This window comes from Bordetella ansorpii, assembly GCF_900078705.1.
Taxonomy (GTDB): domain Bacteria; phylum Pseudomonadota; class Gammaproteobacteria; order Burkholderiales; family Burkholderiaceae_B; genus Bordetella; species Bordetella ansorpii_A.
Genome location: NZ_FKIF01000006.1, coordinates 349908 through 365866 on the forward strand (window position 1 = coordinate 349908; position 15959 = coordinate 365866).

Annotated in this window: 14 protein-coding genes; 6 read left to right on the top strand and 8 right to left on the bottom strand. The window is 68.4% G+C overall.

The genetic code is table 11. From position 1 onward, the window contains the following. Positions 1-24 precede the first annotated feature (24 nt). The 4 genes from A6745_RS11990 (at position 25) to A6745_RS12005 (ending at position 3559) form a co-directional block, all read left to right on the top strand. Positions 25-738, top strand: a complete 714-nt coding sequence (locus A6745_RS11990) for an IclR family transcriptional regulator (protein WP_066127281.1) — start codon at positions 25-27, stop codon at positions 736-738. Between the two features lie 144 nt (positions 739-882). After that, positions 883-1650, top strand: coding sequence for a zinc ABC transporter ATP-binding protein AztA (gene aztA, locus A6745_RS11995; RefSeq protein ID WP_082853085.1), 768 nt, complete (start codon positions 883-885; stop codon positions 1648-1650). A gap of 5 nt (positions 1651-1655) precedes the next feature. Further along, positions 1656-2543, top strand: a complete 888-nt coding sequence (gene aztB, locus A6745_RS12000) for a zinc ABC transporter permease AztB (protein ID WP_197488143.1) — start codon at positions 1656-1658, stop codon at positions 2541-2543. Continuing rightward, the gene (locus A6745_RS12005; RefSeq protein WP_066127292.1) at positions 2540-3559 is read left to right on the top strand and encodes a metal ABC transporter substrate-binding protein; all 1020 of its coding nucleotides are present in this window, start codon (positions 2540-2542) and stop codon (positions 3557-3559) included. The genes aztB and A6745_RS12005 overlap by 4 nt, the downstream gene beginning before the upstream one ends. A 58-nt stretch (positions 3560-3617) precedes the next feature. Here A6745_RS12005 and A6745_RS12010 read toward each other — a convergent pair whose 3' ends face one another. The 7 genes from A6745_RS12010 to urtA all read right to left on the bottom strand — a co-directional run bounded on the left by A6745_RS12010 (position 3618) and on the right by urtA (position 10219). Beyond that, on the bottom strand, positions 3618-3950 hold the full coding sequence (locus tag A6745_RS12010; RefSeq protein WP_066127294.1) for an FmdB family zinc ribbon protein: 333 nt from the start codon (positions 3948-3950) through the stop codon (positions 3618-3620). 14 nt (positions 3951-3964) lie between these two features. After that, positions 3965-5194, bottom strand: coding sequence for a formamidase (gene fmdA / locus A6745_RS12015; RefSeq protein ID WP_066127297.1), 1230 nt, complete (start codon positions 5192-5194; stop codon positions 3965-3967). A 57-nt stretch (positions 5195-5251) separates the two neighbouring features. Then, complete coding sequence (gene urtE / locus A6745_RS12020) at positions 5252-5944, bottom strand: urea ABC transporter ATP-binding subunit UrtE (protein WP_066127301.1); 693 nt, start codon at positions 5942-5944, stop codon at positions 5252-5254. A gap of 22 nt (positions 5945-5966) precedes the next feature. Beyond that, positions 5967-6740: an urea ABC transporter ATP-binding protein UrtD gene (gene urtD / locus A6745_RS12025; protein ID WP_231885978.1), complete on the bottom strand. Its 774-nt coding sequence runs from the start codon at positions 6738-6740 to the stop codon at positions 5967-5969. Then, positions 6737-7933: an urea ABC transporter permease subunit UrtC gene (gene urtC / locus A6745_RS12030; RefSeq protein ID WP_066127304.1), complete on the bottom strand. Its 1197-nt coding sequence runs from the start codon at positions 7931-7933 to the stop codon at positions 6737-6739. Before urtC ends, urtD begins: the two co-directional genes overlap by 4 nt. Before the next feature lie 16 nt (positions 7934-7949). Continuing rightward, on the bottom strand, positions 7950-8867 hold the full coding sequence (gene urtB / locus A6745_RS12035; protein WP_066127307.1) for an urea ABC transporter permease subunit UrtB: 918 nt from the start codon (positions 8865-8867) through the stop codon (positions 7950-7952). A gap of 89 nt (positions 8868-8956) precedes the next feature. Then, complete coding sequence (gene urtA / locus A6745_RS12040) at positions 8957-10219, bottom strand: urea ABC transporter substrate-binding protein (RefSeq protein ID WP_066127310.1); 1263 nt, start codon at positions 10217-10219, stop codon at positions 8957-8959. 202 nt (positions 10220-10421) lie between these two features. On the opposite strand from urtA, the gene A6745_RS12045 reads away from it, so the two are divergent. Further along, positions 10422-13808 carry an ATP-binding protein gene (locus tag A6745_RS12045; RefSeq protein ID WP_066127314.1) on the top strand — a complete coding sequence of 1129 codons (3387 nt, stop codon included), beginning with the start codon at positions 10422-10424 and terminating at the stop codon, positions 13806-13808. After that, a complete protein-coding gene (locus A6745_RS12050; RefSeq protein ID WP_231885979.1) occupies positions 13777-14709 on the top strand; it encodes a response regulator in 933 nt (310 codons plus the stop codon). Before A6745_RS12045 ends, A6745_RS12050 begins: the two co-directional genes overlap by 32 nt. 59 nt (positions 14710-14768) lie before the next feature. Here A6745_RS12050 and A6745_RS12055 read toward each other — a convergent pair whose 3' ends face one another. Then, positions 14769-15929, bottom strand: a complete 1161-nt coding sequence (locus A6745_RS12055) for a metallophosphoesterase (RefSeq protein ID WP_066127318.1) — start codon at positions 15927-15929, stop codon at positions 14769-14771. Between the last annotated feature and the right edge of the window lie 30 nt (positions 15930-15959).

The window sequence follows — 15959 nt, forward strand, 5'->3', positions numbered from 1 at the left end:
AAAATGCGGATTTCAGAGGTTCACATGAGTAATGATGGCGTCGTGGCGGTCGAGCGGGCGCTGAGCGTGCTGGATTGTTTCCGGCCGGGCGCGGAGCACTTGGCCCTGGCCGATTTCGCGGCGCGCCTGCCGCTGCACAAGACCACCATCTTCCGGCTGCTGAACTCGCTGGCGCGCTGTGGCTACGTCGTGCGCGAGGCCGACGGCCGTTATGGACTGGGGCCGCGCGTGCTTTATCTGGCGCGCGTCTACGAACGCGGCTTCGACCTGTCGGCGGTCGTCATGCCGGTGCTCGAAGCCCTGTCCGAAGAGACGGGAGAAAGCGCCGCCTATTACGTGGAGGGCGGCGAGCCTGGGCAGCGCCTGTGCCTGTTCCGCCATCAGCCGCATGAAGGCCTGCACAGCCAGGTGCTGGCCGGCAGCGTGATGCCGCCCGATCAATCGTCGACGGGGCGGGTCTTCTCGATCTGGACGCAAGGCAGCCCGCGCGGCGAGGACCGCCTGCCCTTCTTCTCGTGCGGCGCGCGCGATCCCTACACCTCGTCCTGGGCGGTGCCCATCATCGGCAACGACGACCGCTTCGTGGGCGCGCTGACGATCGCCGGTCCCTCCGTGCGCCTGAAGAACAGGGACGCGCCGCGCATGCAGGCCATCATCCTGGCCCGGGCGGACGAACTGGCGCGCCGCCTGGGCGCGTCCAGCGAGATGCGCGACATGCTTTACGGCAAGGTGGGCTAGGCGGCGGCAGGACGCGGCGTTGCCCATGCTCCGGCCCCCCCGGGGGGGAATGCCAGGGAATCGTCAGGATATATTATGTTATAACATTACTATTCGAATCGATTTCGCCGCCCTCCCCGCGCGCGTGTGCGGCGCGGTCCCAAAGTGTCCGCAGTCTCTCTCCCTTCCCGTTCGCCCGCCGATCCGTGCATCGTCTTTGACGGCCTGGCGCTGGCCTATCGCGACCACCTCGCCTTGCAGGGCCTGTCCGGCGCCGTGCAGCGCGGGTCATTGACGGCCATCGTCGGGCCGAACGGCTCGGGCAAGACCTCCCTGATGAAAAGCATCGCCGGCCTGCTGGGGCCGGCCTCGGGCCGCTGCGCCGTGTCGCCCGGCCTGCGCGTCGCGTATCAGCCGCAGTTGTCCGGGCTGGACCGCGCCTTTCCCGCCCGCGTCATCGACGTGGTGTCGCTGGGCCTGTGGCCGCGCCGCGGCCTGCTGGGCCGGCACCGCCAGGAAGACCGCCGGGCCATGCTGGCCGCGCTGGACACTGTCGGCATGGCCGGCCATGCGCAACGGCCGATCGACACGCTGTCAGGCGGACAGCTGCAGCGCGCCCTCTTCGCGCGCACGCTGCTGCAGGACGCGGACCTGATCCTGCTGGACGAACCCTTCAGCGCCATCGACGAACGCACGGTGCGGGACCTGGTCGGCATCATCCGCCGCTGGCACGAGGAAGGCCGCACGGTGCTAGTGGTGGTGCACGACTTCGACCTGGTGCGGCGGCACTTTCCGGAAACCCTGCTGCTGGCGGGCTGCGTGGTCGGGTGGGGCGACACGCGGCACGTACTGACGCCCGAGAACATCCGGCGCGCCCGGCAGGGCCCTGCACAGGCGCCCGGGGCAGACGCCTGGCGCGAGGCGGCCCGGTGATGGCCATGCTATACGACCTGGCCATCGCGCCCTTCGCCGATTTCGTCTTCATGCAGCGCGCGCTGTGGGGCGCCCTGCTGCTGGCCGTCAGCGCCTGCCCCATCGGCGTGTTCCTGATGCTGCGGCGCATGAGCCTGACGGGCGACGCGATGTCGCACGCGGTGCTGCCCGGCGCGGCGGTAGGTTTCCTCCTGTATGGCCTGGAGATCATTCCCATGACGCTCGGCGGCCTCGTGGCCGGCCTGCTGGTGGCCGCGGGCGCGGGCGCGGTGTCGCGCCTGACAGTGCAGAAAGAGGACGCCTCGATGGCGGCGTTCTACCTGATCTCGCTGGCGCTGGGCGTCCTGCTGGTGTCCATGCGAGGCTCCAGCGTGGACCTGATGCACGTGCTCTTCGGCGCCGTGCTGGCACTGGACAGCGAGGCGTTGTGGCTGATCCGCATCGTGGCCGCGGTCACCGTGGCGGGCCTGGCCGTGCTGTGGCGCGGGCTGGTGGCCGAATGCCTGGATCCGCTGTTCCTGCGCGGCGTGTCGCGGCTGGGTCCGTTCATCCATTTTGCCTTCCTGGGCCTGGTGGTGCTGAATCTCGTGGGCGGCTTCCAGGCGCTGGGCACGCTGCTGTCGGTGGGCCTGATGATGGTGCCGGCCGCCGCCGCCCGTTTCTGGACCACGCGCGTCGGCCCCATGTGCGTGCTGGCCGTGGGCATCGGCGCCGTCTCGTGCGTGGCCGGCCTGCTGCTGTCGTATCACGTCTCCCTGCCTTCCGGTCCGGCCATCGTGCTGTCGGCCGGCGTCATTTACCTGTTGTCGGTCGTCATCGGCACACGCGGCGCGCTGCTCGGGCGCGCCAGGCGTGCGCCGCGCGCGGCCGCCCGATCCCGGAGCCCTGCATGAAACTGAAAACCCTTGCCGCCGTACTGAGCCTGACGGCGGTGTCGGCGCTGGCCGCCGCGCCCGTATCCGCCAAGGAACTGAAGGTCGTGGCGACCTTCTCCATCATCGGCGATTTTGCCCGCCAGGTCGGCGGCGACCGCATCGCGCTGACCACGCTGGTGCCCGCCGGCGGCGACGCGCACGTGTACGAACCCAAGCCGGCCGATGCGGCCGCCATCGGCCGCGCCGACGTGGTGCTGGCCAACGGCCTGCATTTCGAGGGCTTCCTGCAACGGCTGATCGACGCCAGCGCCAGCAAGGCGCAGGTCGCCACGCTGACCGATGGCGTGCAGGTGCTGCGCAACGCCGAGGAAGCGGGACACGACCACGACCATGACCATGACCATGACCACGATCACGATCACGGCAAGGGCGCGCACGAAGGGCACGAGGATCATGACGCGCATGCCGGACACGGCCACGAAGGCGGCCACCACCATCACGGCCCGAACGATCCGCACGCATGGCAGTCGATCGCCAACGCGCAGATCTACGTGAAGAACATCGCCGACGCCTTCTGCAAAGCCGACCAGCAGGGCTGCGCCACCTACCGCGCCAACGCCGAGTCGTACACGAAGACGCTGCAGGCGCTGGATGCCGAAGTGAAAGCCGATGTCGCGCAGATCCCCGCGGACAAGCGCACCATCATCACCTCGCACGACGCCTTCGGGTATTACGCGAAGACCTATGGCTTCACGTTCCTGGCGCCGCAGGGCATCAGCACGGACTCGGAGGCCTCGGCCGCCGACGTGGCCAGACTGGTGAAGCAGATCAAGGACGAGAAGGCTGCCGCGCTGTTCACCGAGAACATCAGCAACCCGCGCCTGATCCAGCAGATCGCCAACGAAACGGGACTGAAGCCGGGCGGCGAGCTGTACTCGGACGCCCTGTCGAAGGCCGGCGGCCCGGCCACGACGTACGTGGACATGATGCGCCACAACACCGTGACGATCCGCGCGGCCATTCTGGGCAAGTAGCGCGCCGAGCGTCCGATATCGGGCGCCGCCCCGGCCTGCAGCCGGCGCGGCGCCCTTTTCAATGGCTGATCATCCACGGACGCGAGCCGGCGAACGCCTTGCTGCCGTCCGCCGCCGCGCGGGTGCGCCCATTCTTTTTTCCCCCCGAGCAGCAGCCGCAACTCATGCCGTGCCCGCCGCGCGTGCTGCGCGGCTCGTGCGCGCTGCGCTCGTTGGCGGACAACGCGCGGCGCATGGCGCCGCCGATGACGCCCAGCGCCGGCGCGGTGCCGAGCGTGCGCGCCGCCGGCGCGCCGCACGCCGGGCAGTCCACCGGATCGTTGCGCCGCGCCAGCGGACGCAGCGCCGAGAACTCGCCGCACGTGCCGCAGCAATAGTCGTAGGTAGGCATGGCCGCGCTCCGGCTTACAGGTCGGGGGACAGCGGCATGTCCACGCCGCCGCTGATGGCCTTGACGGGCCCGCTGGCCTGCGGCTGGATGTCGAACTCGAAGATCTCGGTCGGCAGCCACAGCGTGGCGCACGCGTTCGGGATGTCGACCACGCCGCTGATGTGCCCCTGCACCGGCGCCGTGCCCAGGATCGAATACGCCTGCGCGCCCGAGTAGCCGAATTTCTTCAGGTACTCGATGGCGTTCAGGCACGCCTGCCGGTAGGCGATGTGCACGTCCAGGTAATGCTGGCCGCCGCCCTCGTCCACCGAGATGCCTTCGAAGATCAGGTAGTCCTTGTAGTTCGGCGTGATGGGGCTGGGCTTGAAGATGGGGTTGCGGATGCCGTACTTGGCCATCCCGCCCTTGATCAGGGACACGCGCATGTGGATCCAGCCCGCCATCTCGATGGCGCCGCAGAACGTGATCTCGCCATCGCCCTGCGAGAAGTGCAGGTCGCCCACCGACAGGCCGCCGCCCGGCACGTACACCGGAAAGAACACGCGCGAGCCGCGCGACAGGTCCTTGATGTCGCAGTTGCCGCCGTGCTCGCGCGGCGGCACGGTGCGCGCGCCTTCGGCGGCGGCCTTGTCGCGCGCGGCGCCCTGCAGGCGGCCCATGTGCGCGGTCTTGGGCGCGGGCGGATTGGCCAGCGGCGGCACGCGTTCGGGGTTGGTGTCGATCAGCGCCTGTTCGCGCTTGTTCCAGGTGTCCAGCATGGCCTGGTCGGGCAGGCAGCCGATCAGGCCGGGGTGGATCAGGCCGGCGAAGTTCACGCCCGGGATGTGGCGCGACGAGGTGAACATGCCGTGGAAGTCCCAGATGGACTTCTGCGCCTGCGGGAAGTGCTCGGTCAGGAAACCGCCGCCATTCTTCTTGCTGAAGAAACCGTTGAACCCCCACAGGCTGTCGGGCTTGGCGCCTATGTCCAGGAAATCCACCACCAGCAGGTCGCCAGGCTCCGCGCCCTCCACCCCCACCGGGCCCGACAGGAAGTGCACGGTGGACAGGTCCACGTCGCGCACGTCGTCGGCACTGTCGTCGTTCTTGATCGCGCCGCCCGTCCAGTCGTAGGTCTCCAGCACGAAATCGTCGCCCGGCTTCACCCACGCGGCGATGGGAATGTCGGGATGCCAGCGGTTGTGGATATTCTCGTTCTCGTACGGGGACTGCGACAGGTCGACCTTGATCAGGGTTTCGGGCATGACTCGCTCCTTCGGTTCTCGGGGGGAAAGCAACTGGGGCGCCGGGGACTGTCCGCGCTACACGGACAAATAGCGGCTGATGGTCTGTTCGTCGACGGCGTCGCGCGCATCCTCGTGCACGAAGCGCCCCTTGTCGATGACGATGAGGCGGTCGGCGATCTGCATGGTGAAGCTCAGCACCTGCTCGGACACCACGATGGCCAGGTCCTTGAGCTTGCGGATCTCCAGCAGGCTGCGGGCGATGTCCTTGATGATCGAGGGCTGGATGCCCTCGGTGGGCTCGTCCAGCATCAGCACCTTGGGTTGGGTGACCAGCGCGCGCGCGATCGCCAGCTGCTGCTGCTGGCCGCCGGACAGGTCGCCGCCGCGCCGCCGCCGCATGTCGTGCAACACCGGAAACAACGCGTAGATGTCGTCGGGCACGGGATCGCGCAGCGCGCGGCCCGGCAGGCCGGTGCGGATGTTCTCTTCCACCGTCAGCGTGGGAAAGATCATGCGGCCCTGCGGCACGTAGGCGATGCCCGAGCGCACGCGCTGGAAGCTCTCCATGCCCGACAGGTCCACGCCATCCACCCGCACGGTGCCCTGCATGGCGGGCAGCACGCCCATCATGGTCTTGAACAGCGTGGTCTTGCCCATGCCGTTGCGGCCCATGACCGCGACGATCTCGCCGCGCGCCACCGTCAGGTCCACGCCATGGATCACGCGGCTCTGGCCGTAGCCCGACACCAGCCCCGATACGTTGAACATATGCGCCTCTCGCGGTTGCGGATCAATGACCCAGATAGACTTCGATGACGCGCGGATCGGCCTGCACGCTATCCATGGAACCCTCGGCCAGCACCTTGCCCTGGTGCAGCACCGTGACCTTGTGGGCGATGTTCTTGACGAACTCCATGTCGTGCTCGATGACGATCATGGAACGGTCGCGGCTGATGCGGTTGAGCAGTTCGGCGGTCTTCTCGCGCTCGGACACGCTCATGCCCGCCACCGGTTCGTCCAGCATCATCAGCTCGGGCTCCTGCATCAGCAGCATGCCGATCTCCAGCCATTGCTTCTGGCCGTGCGACAACAGTTCGGCGGACTGGTCCAGCCTGTCCGCCAGGAAGATCTGCTCGGCCACCTGCTCGACCCGCTCGACCACGTCGGGGGTGCGCCGGAACGCCATCGCGCCGAACACGCTGCGGCCGCGTGGGAACGACACTTCCAGGTTCTCGCGCACGCTCAGCGTCTCGTAGATGGACGGCGTCTGGAACTTGCGGCCCACGCCGGCCCGCACGATCTCGTGCTCGGCCATGCGGGTCAGCTCGGCGTCCTTGAAACGGATGGAGCCGCCGGTGGCCTTGGTGCGGCCGCAGATCAGGTCCAGCAAGGTCGTCTTGCCGGCGCCGTTGGGGCCGATCACCACGCGCAGCTCGCCGCGGTCCACGTACAGGTTCAGGTTGTCGACGGCGATGAAGCCGTTGAACGACACCGTCAGGCCCTCGACGTACAGCGCGAACTCCTGGGCGGGCGTGACCGCCTGGTTCATCAGGGGCGGATTCATGCGGCCTCCGTGGGGTTGGCGCCATTGACGTGCGGGGCGGCATGCGCGTTGGCCTGGGACGAGGCGGGCGGCGCCACGGCGGCCGGCGCGGCCGGCGCCGCCACCGGCGCCCTGGCCCGCGCAAGCCTGGGCCGCACATACTTGTCGTACAGACCCGCCAGGCCGTTCGGGAACGCCATGACCACCGCGATGAACAGGCCGCCCATCAGGAACAGCCACAGTTGCGGGAAGCTCTCCGAGAAGTAGCTCTTGCCGAAATTGACCAGCAGCGTGCCGTACACCGCGCCCAGCAGCGACAGGCGTCCGCCCACCGCGGCGAAGATCACCATCTCGATGGACGGCACGATGCCCACGAACGACGGCGACATGAAGCCCACCTGCAGCGTGAACATGGCGCCGCCGATGGCCGAGAACGCAGCGGCCACGCAGAACACGAACACCTTGAAGCTGGCCACGTCGTAGCCCGAGAAACGCACGCGCTCTTCCTTGTCGCGCATGGCCACCAGCAGCTTGCCCAGCTTGGACGACAGCAGGAAGCGGCCGAACAGGATGCAGCCGAACAGCAGCGCGCCGTTGACGAAGTACAGGATGGTGCGCGCCGAGTCGGTGCGGATGTCCCAGCCCAGCAGCGTCTTCAGGTCGGTGATGCCGTTGACCCCGCCCGTCAGGCCCTGCTGGCCGATGATCAGCACCGACAGGATCAGCGCCACGGCCTGCGTCACGATGGCGAAGTAGGTGTCGCCCACGCGCCGCTTGAACATGGCCAGGCCCAGCACCAGCGCCAGCAGCGCCGGCACGATGGGCACGGCCAGCACCGTGAACAGGAAGCTCTTGAACGGCACCCAGAACCAGGGCAGCGCGGTGATCTGGTTCCAATCCATGAAGTCGGGAATGCCCGGCGTGGACTGGATCTTGGTGGCCTCGACCGTCGAGGCCTCCAGCTTCAGGAACATCGCCATGCAATAGCCGCCCAGCCCGAAGAACACGCCCTGCCCCAGGCTGAGAATGCCCCCGTAACCCCAGCACAGCACCAGCCCGACCGCCACGAAGGCGTAGGTCAGGTACTTGCCGACCAGGTTCAGGCGAAAGCCGTCGAGCACCACCGGGAAGACCACGAAGATCAGCGCGGCCAGGATCGCCAGGCCCACCAGGCCCTGGCGTCCGCCCACCACATTTCTGTAGAACGTCTGCATCCGAACCTCCGATGCCTTATTTGCGGACCTTGATGCTGAACAGCCCGCGCGGGCGCAGCATCAGGATGACGACCACCGCGGACAAGGTCAGCACCTTGGCCATGGAACCGGTCATGAAGAACTCGGAAACGGACTGCGTCTGGGCAATGACGAACGCCGAGGCGATGGTGCCCAAGAGGCTGGCCGCGCCGCCGAAGACCACCGTCAGGAAGGTGTCGACGATGTACAGCGAGCCGCTGGTCGGGCCCGTGGAACCGATCGTGGTGAAGGCCGCGCCGGCGATGCCCGCGATGCCGCAGCCCAGCGCGAAGGTCAGCCGGTCGACCCGTTTGGTGTCGATGCCGACCGCGCCGCTCATCGTGCGGTTCTGCACCGTGGCGCGCACGTGCAGGCCCCAGGTGGAGCGGAACATCGCCAGCAGCAGCCCGCAGGTCAGCACCAGCGTGATGCTCATCACGAACAGGCCGTTGATGGGGATGTCCACGCCCTCCAGCGGCTGCACGCTGCCCATCAGCCAGTCGGGCAGCGTGGGACTGACCTCGCGCGGACCGAAGATCGAGCGCAGCGCCTGCTGGATCACCAGCGACAGGCCCCAGGTGGCCAGCAGCGTGTCCAGCGGGCGGCGGTACAGGTGGCGGATCATCAGCCACTCGGCCAGCCAGCCCAGCGCGAAGGTCACCACGAAGGCCGCCACGATGGCGAAGAAGAAGTAGTACGGCATCAGGCCCGGCGCATACTGCTGCGTCAGTTCCGAGAACAGATAGGTGGTGTAGGCGCCCACCGCCAGGAACTCGCCGTGGGCCATGTTGATGACGCCCATCTGGCCGAAGATCAGGGCCAGGCCCAGCGCCATCAGCAAGAGCACGCTGAAGACGGACAGGCCGTTGAAGCCCTGCATCAGCAGGATCGCGCCCAGGTCGGAAAAGGATTCCATGTGCTTGCCTCGTGCGGCGTTGCGGCGCGCGGCGCCGGTCGCGGGGCGGCATGCCGCCGCCCCGCGCGGAAGGGAACTTGCCCGGCGGATTACTGGTAGCCCTTGGGGAACGGGTCCGGGCGGATCAGGTCGGCCGTCTCGTAGATCACGTCGAACTGGCCGTCGCGGCGGATCTTGCCGATGCGCGTCTTGCTCCACAGGTGATGGTTCGGATCGACCTTCACGTAGCCCTCGGGCGCCTCCTTGAACTCCAGGTTGGCGGACGCCGCCACCACCTTGTCCACGTCGAAGCTGCCGGCCTTCTCCACGGCCATCTTCCACAGCCAGGGCCCCAGGTAGGCGGCCTGCGTGACGTCGCCGATCACCGCGTTGGCGCCGTACTTGGCCTTGAAGGCCTCGACGAATTTCTTGTTGTTCGGGTTGTCCAGGCTCTGGAAGTACTTCATGCAAGACCAGAAGCCCTCGCAGTTCTCGCCGCCGATGCCCAACAGCTCGTCCTCGGTCACCGAGATCGTCAGCAGCTTCTGCTTGTCGCTGGTGACGCCGGCCGCCTTCAGCTGCTTGTAGAACGACACGTTGCTGCCGCCCACCACCACCGCGAACACCACGTCGGGTTTCTTCAGCTTGATCTTGTTGATCAGCGAGCCGAACTGCGTGTGGCCCAGCGGGTAATACTCTTCGCCCGCCACTTCGCCCTTGAGCACGTTCTCGATGTGCTTGCGCGCGATCTTGTTCGAGGTGCGCGGCCAGATGTAGTCGGAACCGATCAGGTAGAAGCTCTTGGCCTTCTGCTCGCGGGCCAGCCAGTCCAGGCTGGACAGGATCTGCTGCGTGGCCTCCTGGCCGGTGTAGAACACGTTCTTGGACTGCTCCAGGCCTTCGTAGAAGGTCGGGTAGTACAGCAGGCCGTTCTCCTTCTCGAACACCGGCAGCACCGCCTTGCGCGAGGCCGAGGTCCAGCAGCCGAACACAGTGGCGACCTTGTCGCTGACCAGCAGCTTGCGCGCCTTCTCCGCGAAGGTGGGCCAGTCGGACGCGCCGTCTTCCTGGATGATCTTGATCTTGCGGCCCAGGATGCCGCCCATCGCGTTGATCTGCTCGATGGCCAGGCGCTCGGACTGGATCGATCCCGTTTCGCTGATGGCCATGGTGCCCGTGGCCGAATGCAGCTGCCCCACCGTGACTTCGGTGTCGGTGATCGCCAGGCCGGTGGTGTTGATCGCGGACGTGGCGGGCGCGGCGGCGCGGCCCAGCATGGGAACGCCCAGCAGCGGCAGCGAGGCGAGCGCCATCGCCGCACGCCGGCGCGACAGCGAGGCGGGTTCTTGTTCTTGGATCGGATTGCGAGGCATCGAAGGCTCCTGGGAATGAGACCGCTTGGGGAAAACCCGGTGCCGTCGCGGCCGGCGGATCGCGCGGCAGCGGGCGGGTTCGATGCCATACTAGGAACCGATGACGCAGCGCAACATACGTCGATTGACGTAGTGGCCGCGATGGCCCCAGCGGGTACAAACACGGCATACGTCGTTCGACGCATACCGGGGAGCTACACGCGTGGATGCCAGCGCCACACAACGCATCGTCAAGATCCGCCGCGACTACAACACCTGGGTCGCCAACGAGACCCTCGAAGACTACGCCCTGCGCTTCACGCCGGTGTCGTTTCGCAAGTGGTCGGAGTTCCGCGTGGCCAACACGGCCCTGGGCGCGGTGTCTTTTCTCGCGCTCGAAGCCATCGGCGGCGCGCTCGCGCTGAACCACGGCTTCGTCAACGCCTTCTGGTCCATCGTGGCAGTGGCCGTGGTGGTGTTCCTGACGGGCCTGCCCATCGCCTATTACGCGGCGCGCCACGGGCTGGACATGGACCTGCTGACGCGCGGCGCGGGCTTCGGCTACATCGGCTCGACCATCACCTCGCTGATCTACGCCTCGTTCACCTTCATCTTCTTCGCGCTGGAGGCCGCCATCATGGCGCTGGCCATCGAGCGCTGCACGGGGCTGCCGCTGACGCTGGGCTACCTGGTGTGCGCGGTGGTCATCATTCCCTTCGTCACCTATGGCATCACCCTGGTCAACCGGCTGCAATCCTGGACGCAGCCGCTGTGGATCCTGATGCTGGTGACGCCCTATGCGTTCATCCTGTACGACGACCCTGGCGCCTTGGCGCAACTGGCGGACTTCCCGGGCCGCAACGGCGAAAGCGGTTTCAACCTGCTGATGTTCGGCGCGGGCGCGGCGGTGGCGTCGGCCCTGGTCACGCAGATCGGCGAGCAGGTGGACTTCCTGCGTTTCCTGCCCGAGAAGACCGCGGCCAACCGGCGCCGCTGGTGGATCGCGCTGCTGTGCGCGGGCCCGGGCTGGATCGTGCCCGGCGCGCTGAAGATGCTGGCCGGCGCCTTCCTGGCCAGCCTGGTGGTGCAACACGGGGTGCCGGCGGCCAAAGCGGCCGATCCCACCCAGATGTACCTGGTCGCCTATGGCTATGTGTTCACGCATCCCGGCTGGGCGCTGGGCGCCATGACGCTGTTCGTGGTCGTGTCGCAGGTGAAGATCAACGTGACCAACGCGTACGCGGGCTCGCTGGCCTGGTCGAACTTCTTCGCGCGCGTCACGCACAGCCATCCTGGCCGCGTGGTGTGGCTGATCTTCAATGTGCTGATCGCCATCGGCCTGATGGAGATGGGCGTGTTCGACGCGCTGGAACACGTGCTGGCCATCTTCGCGCACGTGGCGCTGGCCTGGATCGGCGCGCTGGTGGCCGACCTAGTGGTGAACAAGCCGCTGGGCCTGAGCCCGCGCGGCATCGAGTTCCGGCGCGCCTATCTGTACGACGTCAACCCGGTCGGCGTGGGCGCCACGCTGGTGTCGCTGGTCGTGTCGATGATGGCCGACGGCGGACTGTTCGGCCCGACGGCGCGCGCGCTGTCGCCCTTCGTGGCCCTGCTGGCCGCCTTCGCCACCGCGCCCGCCATCGCCTGGGCCACCAAGGGCCGCTACTACCTGGCGCGCCCGCCGCACGACCTCGGCCAGGGCGGCCATGGGCTGGCCTGCGTGATATGCGACCACACCTTCGAGCCGGGCGACATGGCGCACTGCCCCGCCTACAGCGGCGCGATCTGCTCGCTGTGCTGCACGCTGGACGCGCGCTGCCACGACCGCTGCAAGCAGGGTTCGCGGCTGCAGGACCAGTTGGGCGCGGCGCTGCGGCGCATCCTGCCGGGGCCGGTGACCCCGCTGTTCCATACCCGGCTGGCGCACTACCTGGTGGCCATCGGCCTGATCGGCGGCCTGCTGGCGGCCATCCTGTCCTTGATCTACTACCAGGAATCCCTGACGCTGGCCGATTCCATGGACGTCGGTCCGCTGCGCGCCACCTTCATGAAGCTGTATGCCGCGCTGCTGCTGATCGGCGGCGTGGCGGCCTGGTGGCTGGTGCTGACCAACGAAAGCCGCCAGGTGGCCCAGGAGGAATCCGACCGCCAGACCAACCTGCTGCTGAACGAAATCGAGGCGCACCGCCAGACCGACGCGCAGCTGCAGAAGGCCAAGGAAGCCGCCGAGGCCGCCAACCTGGCCAAGAGCCGCTTCATGGGCGGACTGAGCCACGAGCTGCGCGCGCCCTTGAACAGCATCCTGGGCTATGCGCAGATCCTGCAGCGCGACCCCGGCGTGCCGCCCGCGCGGCGCGAGGCGCTGGACGTCATCCACCGCAGCGGCAAGCATCTGGTGGGCCTGATCGACGGCCTGCTGGACATCGCCCGCATCGAGGCCGGCAAGCTGCGGCTGGAGACCGCCGAGCTGAACCTGCCCGAGTTCCTGGACCAGATCGTGCGCATGTTCCAGCCGCAGACCGTGCTGAAGGGGCTGCGCTTCGACTACGAGCCCGCCGCCGGCCTGCCGCGCATCGTGCACATCGACGAGAAGCGGCTGCGGCAGATCCTGATCAACCTGCTGAGCAACGCGGTGAAGTTCACCCAGGACGGCCATGTGGCGCTGCGCGTGCGGCAGGCGGCCGACATGGTGCAGATCGAGGTGGAGGACAGCGGCGCGGGCATTCCGGCCGAAGACCTGGAACGCATCTTCATGCCCTTCGAGCGCAGCTGGGCGGCGGCCGACCAGGCCGACACGGGCACCGGGCTGGGGCTGACCATCTGCCGCATGCTGACCAACATCATGGGCGGCGAACTGACGGTGCGCAGCCAGGTGGGCACGGGCAGCGTGTTCACGTTGAAGCTGTTCCTGCCCGAGGTGCGCTCGCCGCGCGCCGGCCTGGCGCGGCCCGGCCCCGTCACCGGCTACACGGGCCCGCGCCATGCCGTGCTGGTGGTGGACGACCAGCCCTCGCAGCGGCGCATCCTGCGCGAGATGCTGGAACCGCTGGGCTTTGCCGTGAACGAGGCCGACAGCGGCCATGCCTGCCTGGCGCTGGCGGCGGCGCTGCGGCCCGCGCTCATCCTGATGGATTTCTCCATGCCGGGGCTGACCGGCGGCGAGACGTCGCGCCTGCTGCGCGAGCAAGGCGTGACGGCGCCCATCATCATCGTCTCGGCCAACGCGCACACGCTGGAGCCGCGCGAGGCCGGCGCCTGGAGCGACGACTGGCTGCTCAAGCCCGTGGCTCTGGACGAGCTGCTGGCCAAGATCGGCGCGCACCTGGGACTGCAATGGATCGAGCCACCCACTGCCGAAGCCCTGCCGCCCGCCGGCGCCCTGCTGGACGGCATCGAGCTGGACCTGGCCGACGCCGAGGCGCTGCTGGAACTGGGCGCGATGGGCTACATCAAGGGCATCCTGGCGCGGCTGCAGGACGTCCGCGAACGGGATCCCCACATGGCCCCGTTGATCGACCACCTGGCCGTGCTGGCCAAGGATTTCCGGCTTTCCGAGTACGAGACCCTGCTGAAGAACCATGTACGCCGCCATGCCGATGCCCGCCCATAACAAGCTCGTCATGCTGGTGGACGACGCCCCCGACAACCTGAAGATGCTGTCCGATGCGCTGGACCAGGCCGGCTACATGGTGGTGGTCGCCACGGACGGCGCGCAGGCCCTGGCGCGCATGGACTTCGTGCTGCCGGACATCGTGCTGCTGGACGCGCTGATGCCCGGCATGGACGGCTTCGAGACCTGCCGCCGCCTGAAGGCGCACCGCCGCGCCGCGCAGGTGCCGGTGGTCTTCATGACGGGCCTGACGGACCCCGAGGACGTGGTGCGCGGCTTCCAGGCGGGCGGCGTGGACTACGTCACCAAGCCCATCGATCCCTCGGTGGTGCTGGCGCGCCTGGAAGCGCACCTGCGCACCGCCAGCGTGGTGTCGGCGGCCCTCAGCGCCATGGACGCGACCGCCAATGCCGTGGTGGTGCTGGGCGCCGATGGGCGCATCACCTGGAAGACGGCCAAGGCGCGGCTGTGGCTGGCGCAGTACCTGGACATGGACGGCGAGGCCCAGCAATTGCCCGCGCCGCTGGCGCAATGGGTGGCCGCGCGCCAGGCCGACCGCGACGAGGCCCAGGCCTATCTGGCGATGCGCAACGGACGGGAACTGCGGATACGGCTATCGGCGGCGCAGCGTGGCGGCGAGCCGGTGCTGCTGCTGGAGGAAGGCGCGGCGCCGCCCGAACCGGCGCGGCCGCTGGGTGAGACCTACCGGCTGACCGTCCGCGAGGCCGAGGTGCTGTCCTGGCTGGCCAAGGGCAAGACCAACCGCGACATCAGCGAGATCCTCGGCATGAGCCCGCGCACGGTCAACAAGCACCTCGAACACATCTACGTGAAGCTGGGCGTGGAAACCCGCGCGGCCGCCACGGCGCTGGCGCTGACGCACCTGCACCGCGCCAGCTGAAGCGGAATCGGCCTTCGCGGCCGCGTCCAGGGCAGGCGTCTCGCGCCGACGGGACCGCGCTACCCCGCGCGTACCAGCCGCACGCGCGTGATCTCGGACGGCGCGCCCAGCCGCTTGGGCGGCCCCCAATAGCCCGTGCCCCGGCTGGTGTAGACCCACATGCCTTCGTAGCGATGCAGGCCCGCCACGAAGGGCTGCTGCAACGGCACGAACAAGCCCCACGGAAAGAATTGCCCGCCATGGGTGTGGCCGGACAGCTGCAGCGAATAGCCCAGCGGCGCGGCCGCCGCGGCGCTGCGCGGCTGGTGCGCCAGCAACAGGCGCAACGCCGCATTGGAGGGGGCGCCGGCGAGGGCGCGCGCCGGACTGCTGCGCTGCGCGGCATCGAAGCCGCCCGCGCCGAAGTCGGTGACGCCCGCCACCACCACGCACTGGCCGGCGGGATGGATGACGGCGTGCTCGTTCATCAGCACGCGCAGGCCGATGCGGCGGAACTCGGCGACCCAGGCCGAGGCGCCCGAGTAATACTCGTGGTTGCCCGTGACCAGGTACACGCCATGCGGCGCCTGCAACCGCCCCAGTGGCCGGGTATGCCCGGCCAGGCGCTCGACGCTGCCGTCGACCACGTCGCCGGTGATGGCCACCATGTCGGGCTTGGCCGCGTTGACCGCGTCGACGATGGCCTGCACGTAGCCGCGCTTGATGGTCGGTCCCACGTGGATGTCGCTGATCTGCACCACGGTGAAGCCCTGCAGCTCGTCGGGCAGGCCCGCGATGGGCACCTCGACGTCGACCACGCGGGCACGGCGCCGCGCATTGAAGAAGCCCGCCACGCTGGCGGCCAATGCCAGCAGGGGCACGGCCAGCGCGGAATCGGCCCGCAGTTCGGCCCACGGCGCCTGCACGCCCGCCGCCTGGAGCAGCAGGACGATCAGCAGCACGGCGTCGCGCAGCAGCGTGAACACGAACAGCGACGAGAACAGGCCCATGGCCAGCAGGCCGGTCCAGGCCATGCGGTCGCCGTCACGCTCGCCCTTGGCGGCGCGGCTGAGCATGCCCAGCGGAATCACCAGGCAGGACAGCGTCAGGAAGAGGATGGCGGCCGCGGCGGCCAGGGACGGCAGCGGCAGGTCGGGAATCAGGCGCATGCCGACATAGACATGCGCCAACGCGCCGATGGCCACGAAACGGATGAAGAAAGCGGATTGGCGTAGCGACACGATGACTGAGGAAAACACCCCGCCTGCGGC

Excerpts from the sequence above, each read along its gene's own strand:
- A6745_RS11990 (WP_066127281.1), top strand. The coding sequence starts at position 25 with ATGAGTAATGATGGCGTCGTGGCGGTCGAGCGGGCGCTGAGCGTGCTG.
- aztB (WP_197488143.1), top strand. The coding sequence starts at position 1,656 with ATGCTATACGACCTGGCCATCGCGCCCTTCGCCGATTTCGTCTTCATG.
- A6745_RS12005 (WP_066127292.1), top strand. The coding sequence starts at position 2,540 with ATGAAACTGAAAACCCTTGCCGCCGTACTGAGCCTGACGGCGGTGTCG.
- A6745_RS12010 (WP_066127294.1), bottom strand. The coding sequence starts at position 3,950 with ATGCCTACCTACGACTATTGCTGCGGCACGTGCGGCGAGTTCTCGGCG.
- fmdA (WP_066127297.1), bottom strand. The coding sequence starts at position 5,194 with ATGCCCGAAACCCTGATCAAGGTCGACCTGTCGCAGTCCCCGTACGAG.
- urtE (WP_066127301.1), bottom strand. The coding sequence starts at position 5,944 with ATGTTCAACGTATCGGGGCTGGTGTCGGGCTACGGCCAGAGCCGCGTG.
- urtD (WP_231885978.1), bottom strand. The coding sequence starts at position 6,740 with ATGAATCCGCCCCTGATGAACCAGGCGGTCACGCCCGCCCAGGAGTTC.
- urtC (WP_066127304.1), bottom strand. The coding sequence starts at position 7,933 with ATGCAGACGTTCTACAGAAATGTGGTGGGCGGACGCCAGGGCCTGGTG.
- urtB (WP_066127307.1), bottom strand. The coding sequence starts at position 8,867 with ATGGAATCCTTTTCCGACCTGGGCGCGATCCTGCTGATGCAGGGCTTC.
- urtA (WP_066127310.1), bottom strand. The coding sequence starts at position 10,219 with ATGCCTCGCAATCCGATCCAAGAACAAGAACCCGCCTCGCTGTCGCGC.
- A6745_RS12050 (WP_231885979.1), top strand. The coding sequence starts at position 13,777 with ATGTACGCCGCCATGCCGATGCCCGCCCATAACAAGCTCGTCATGCTG.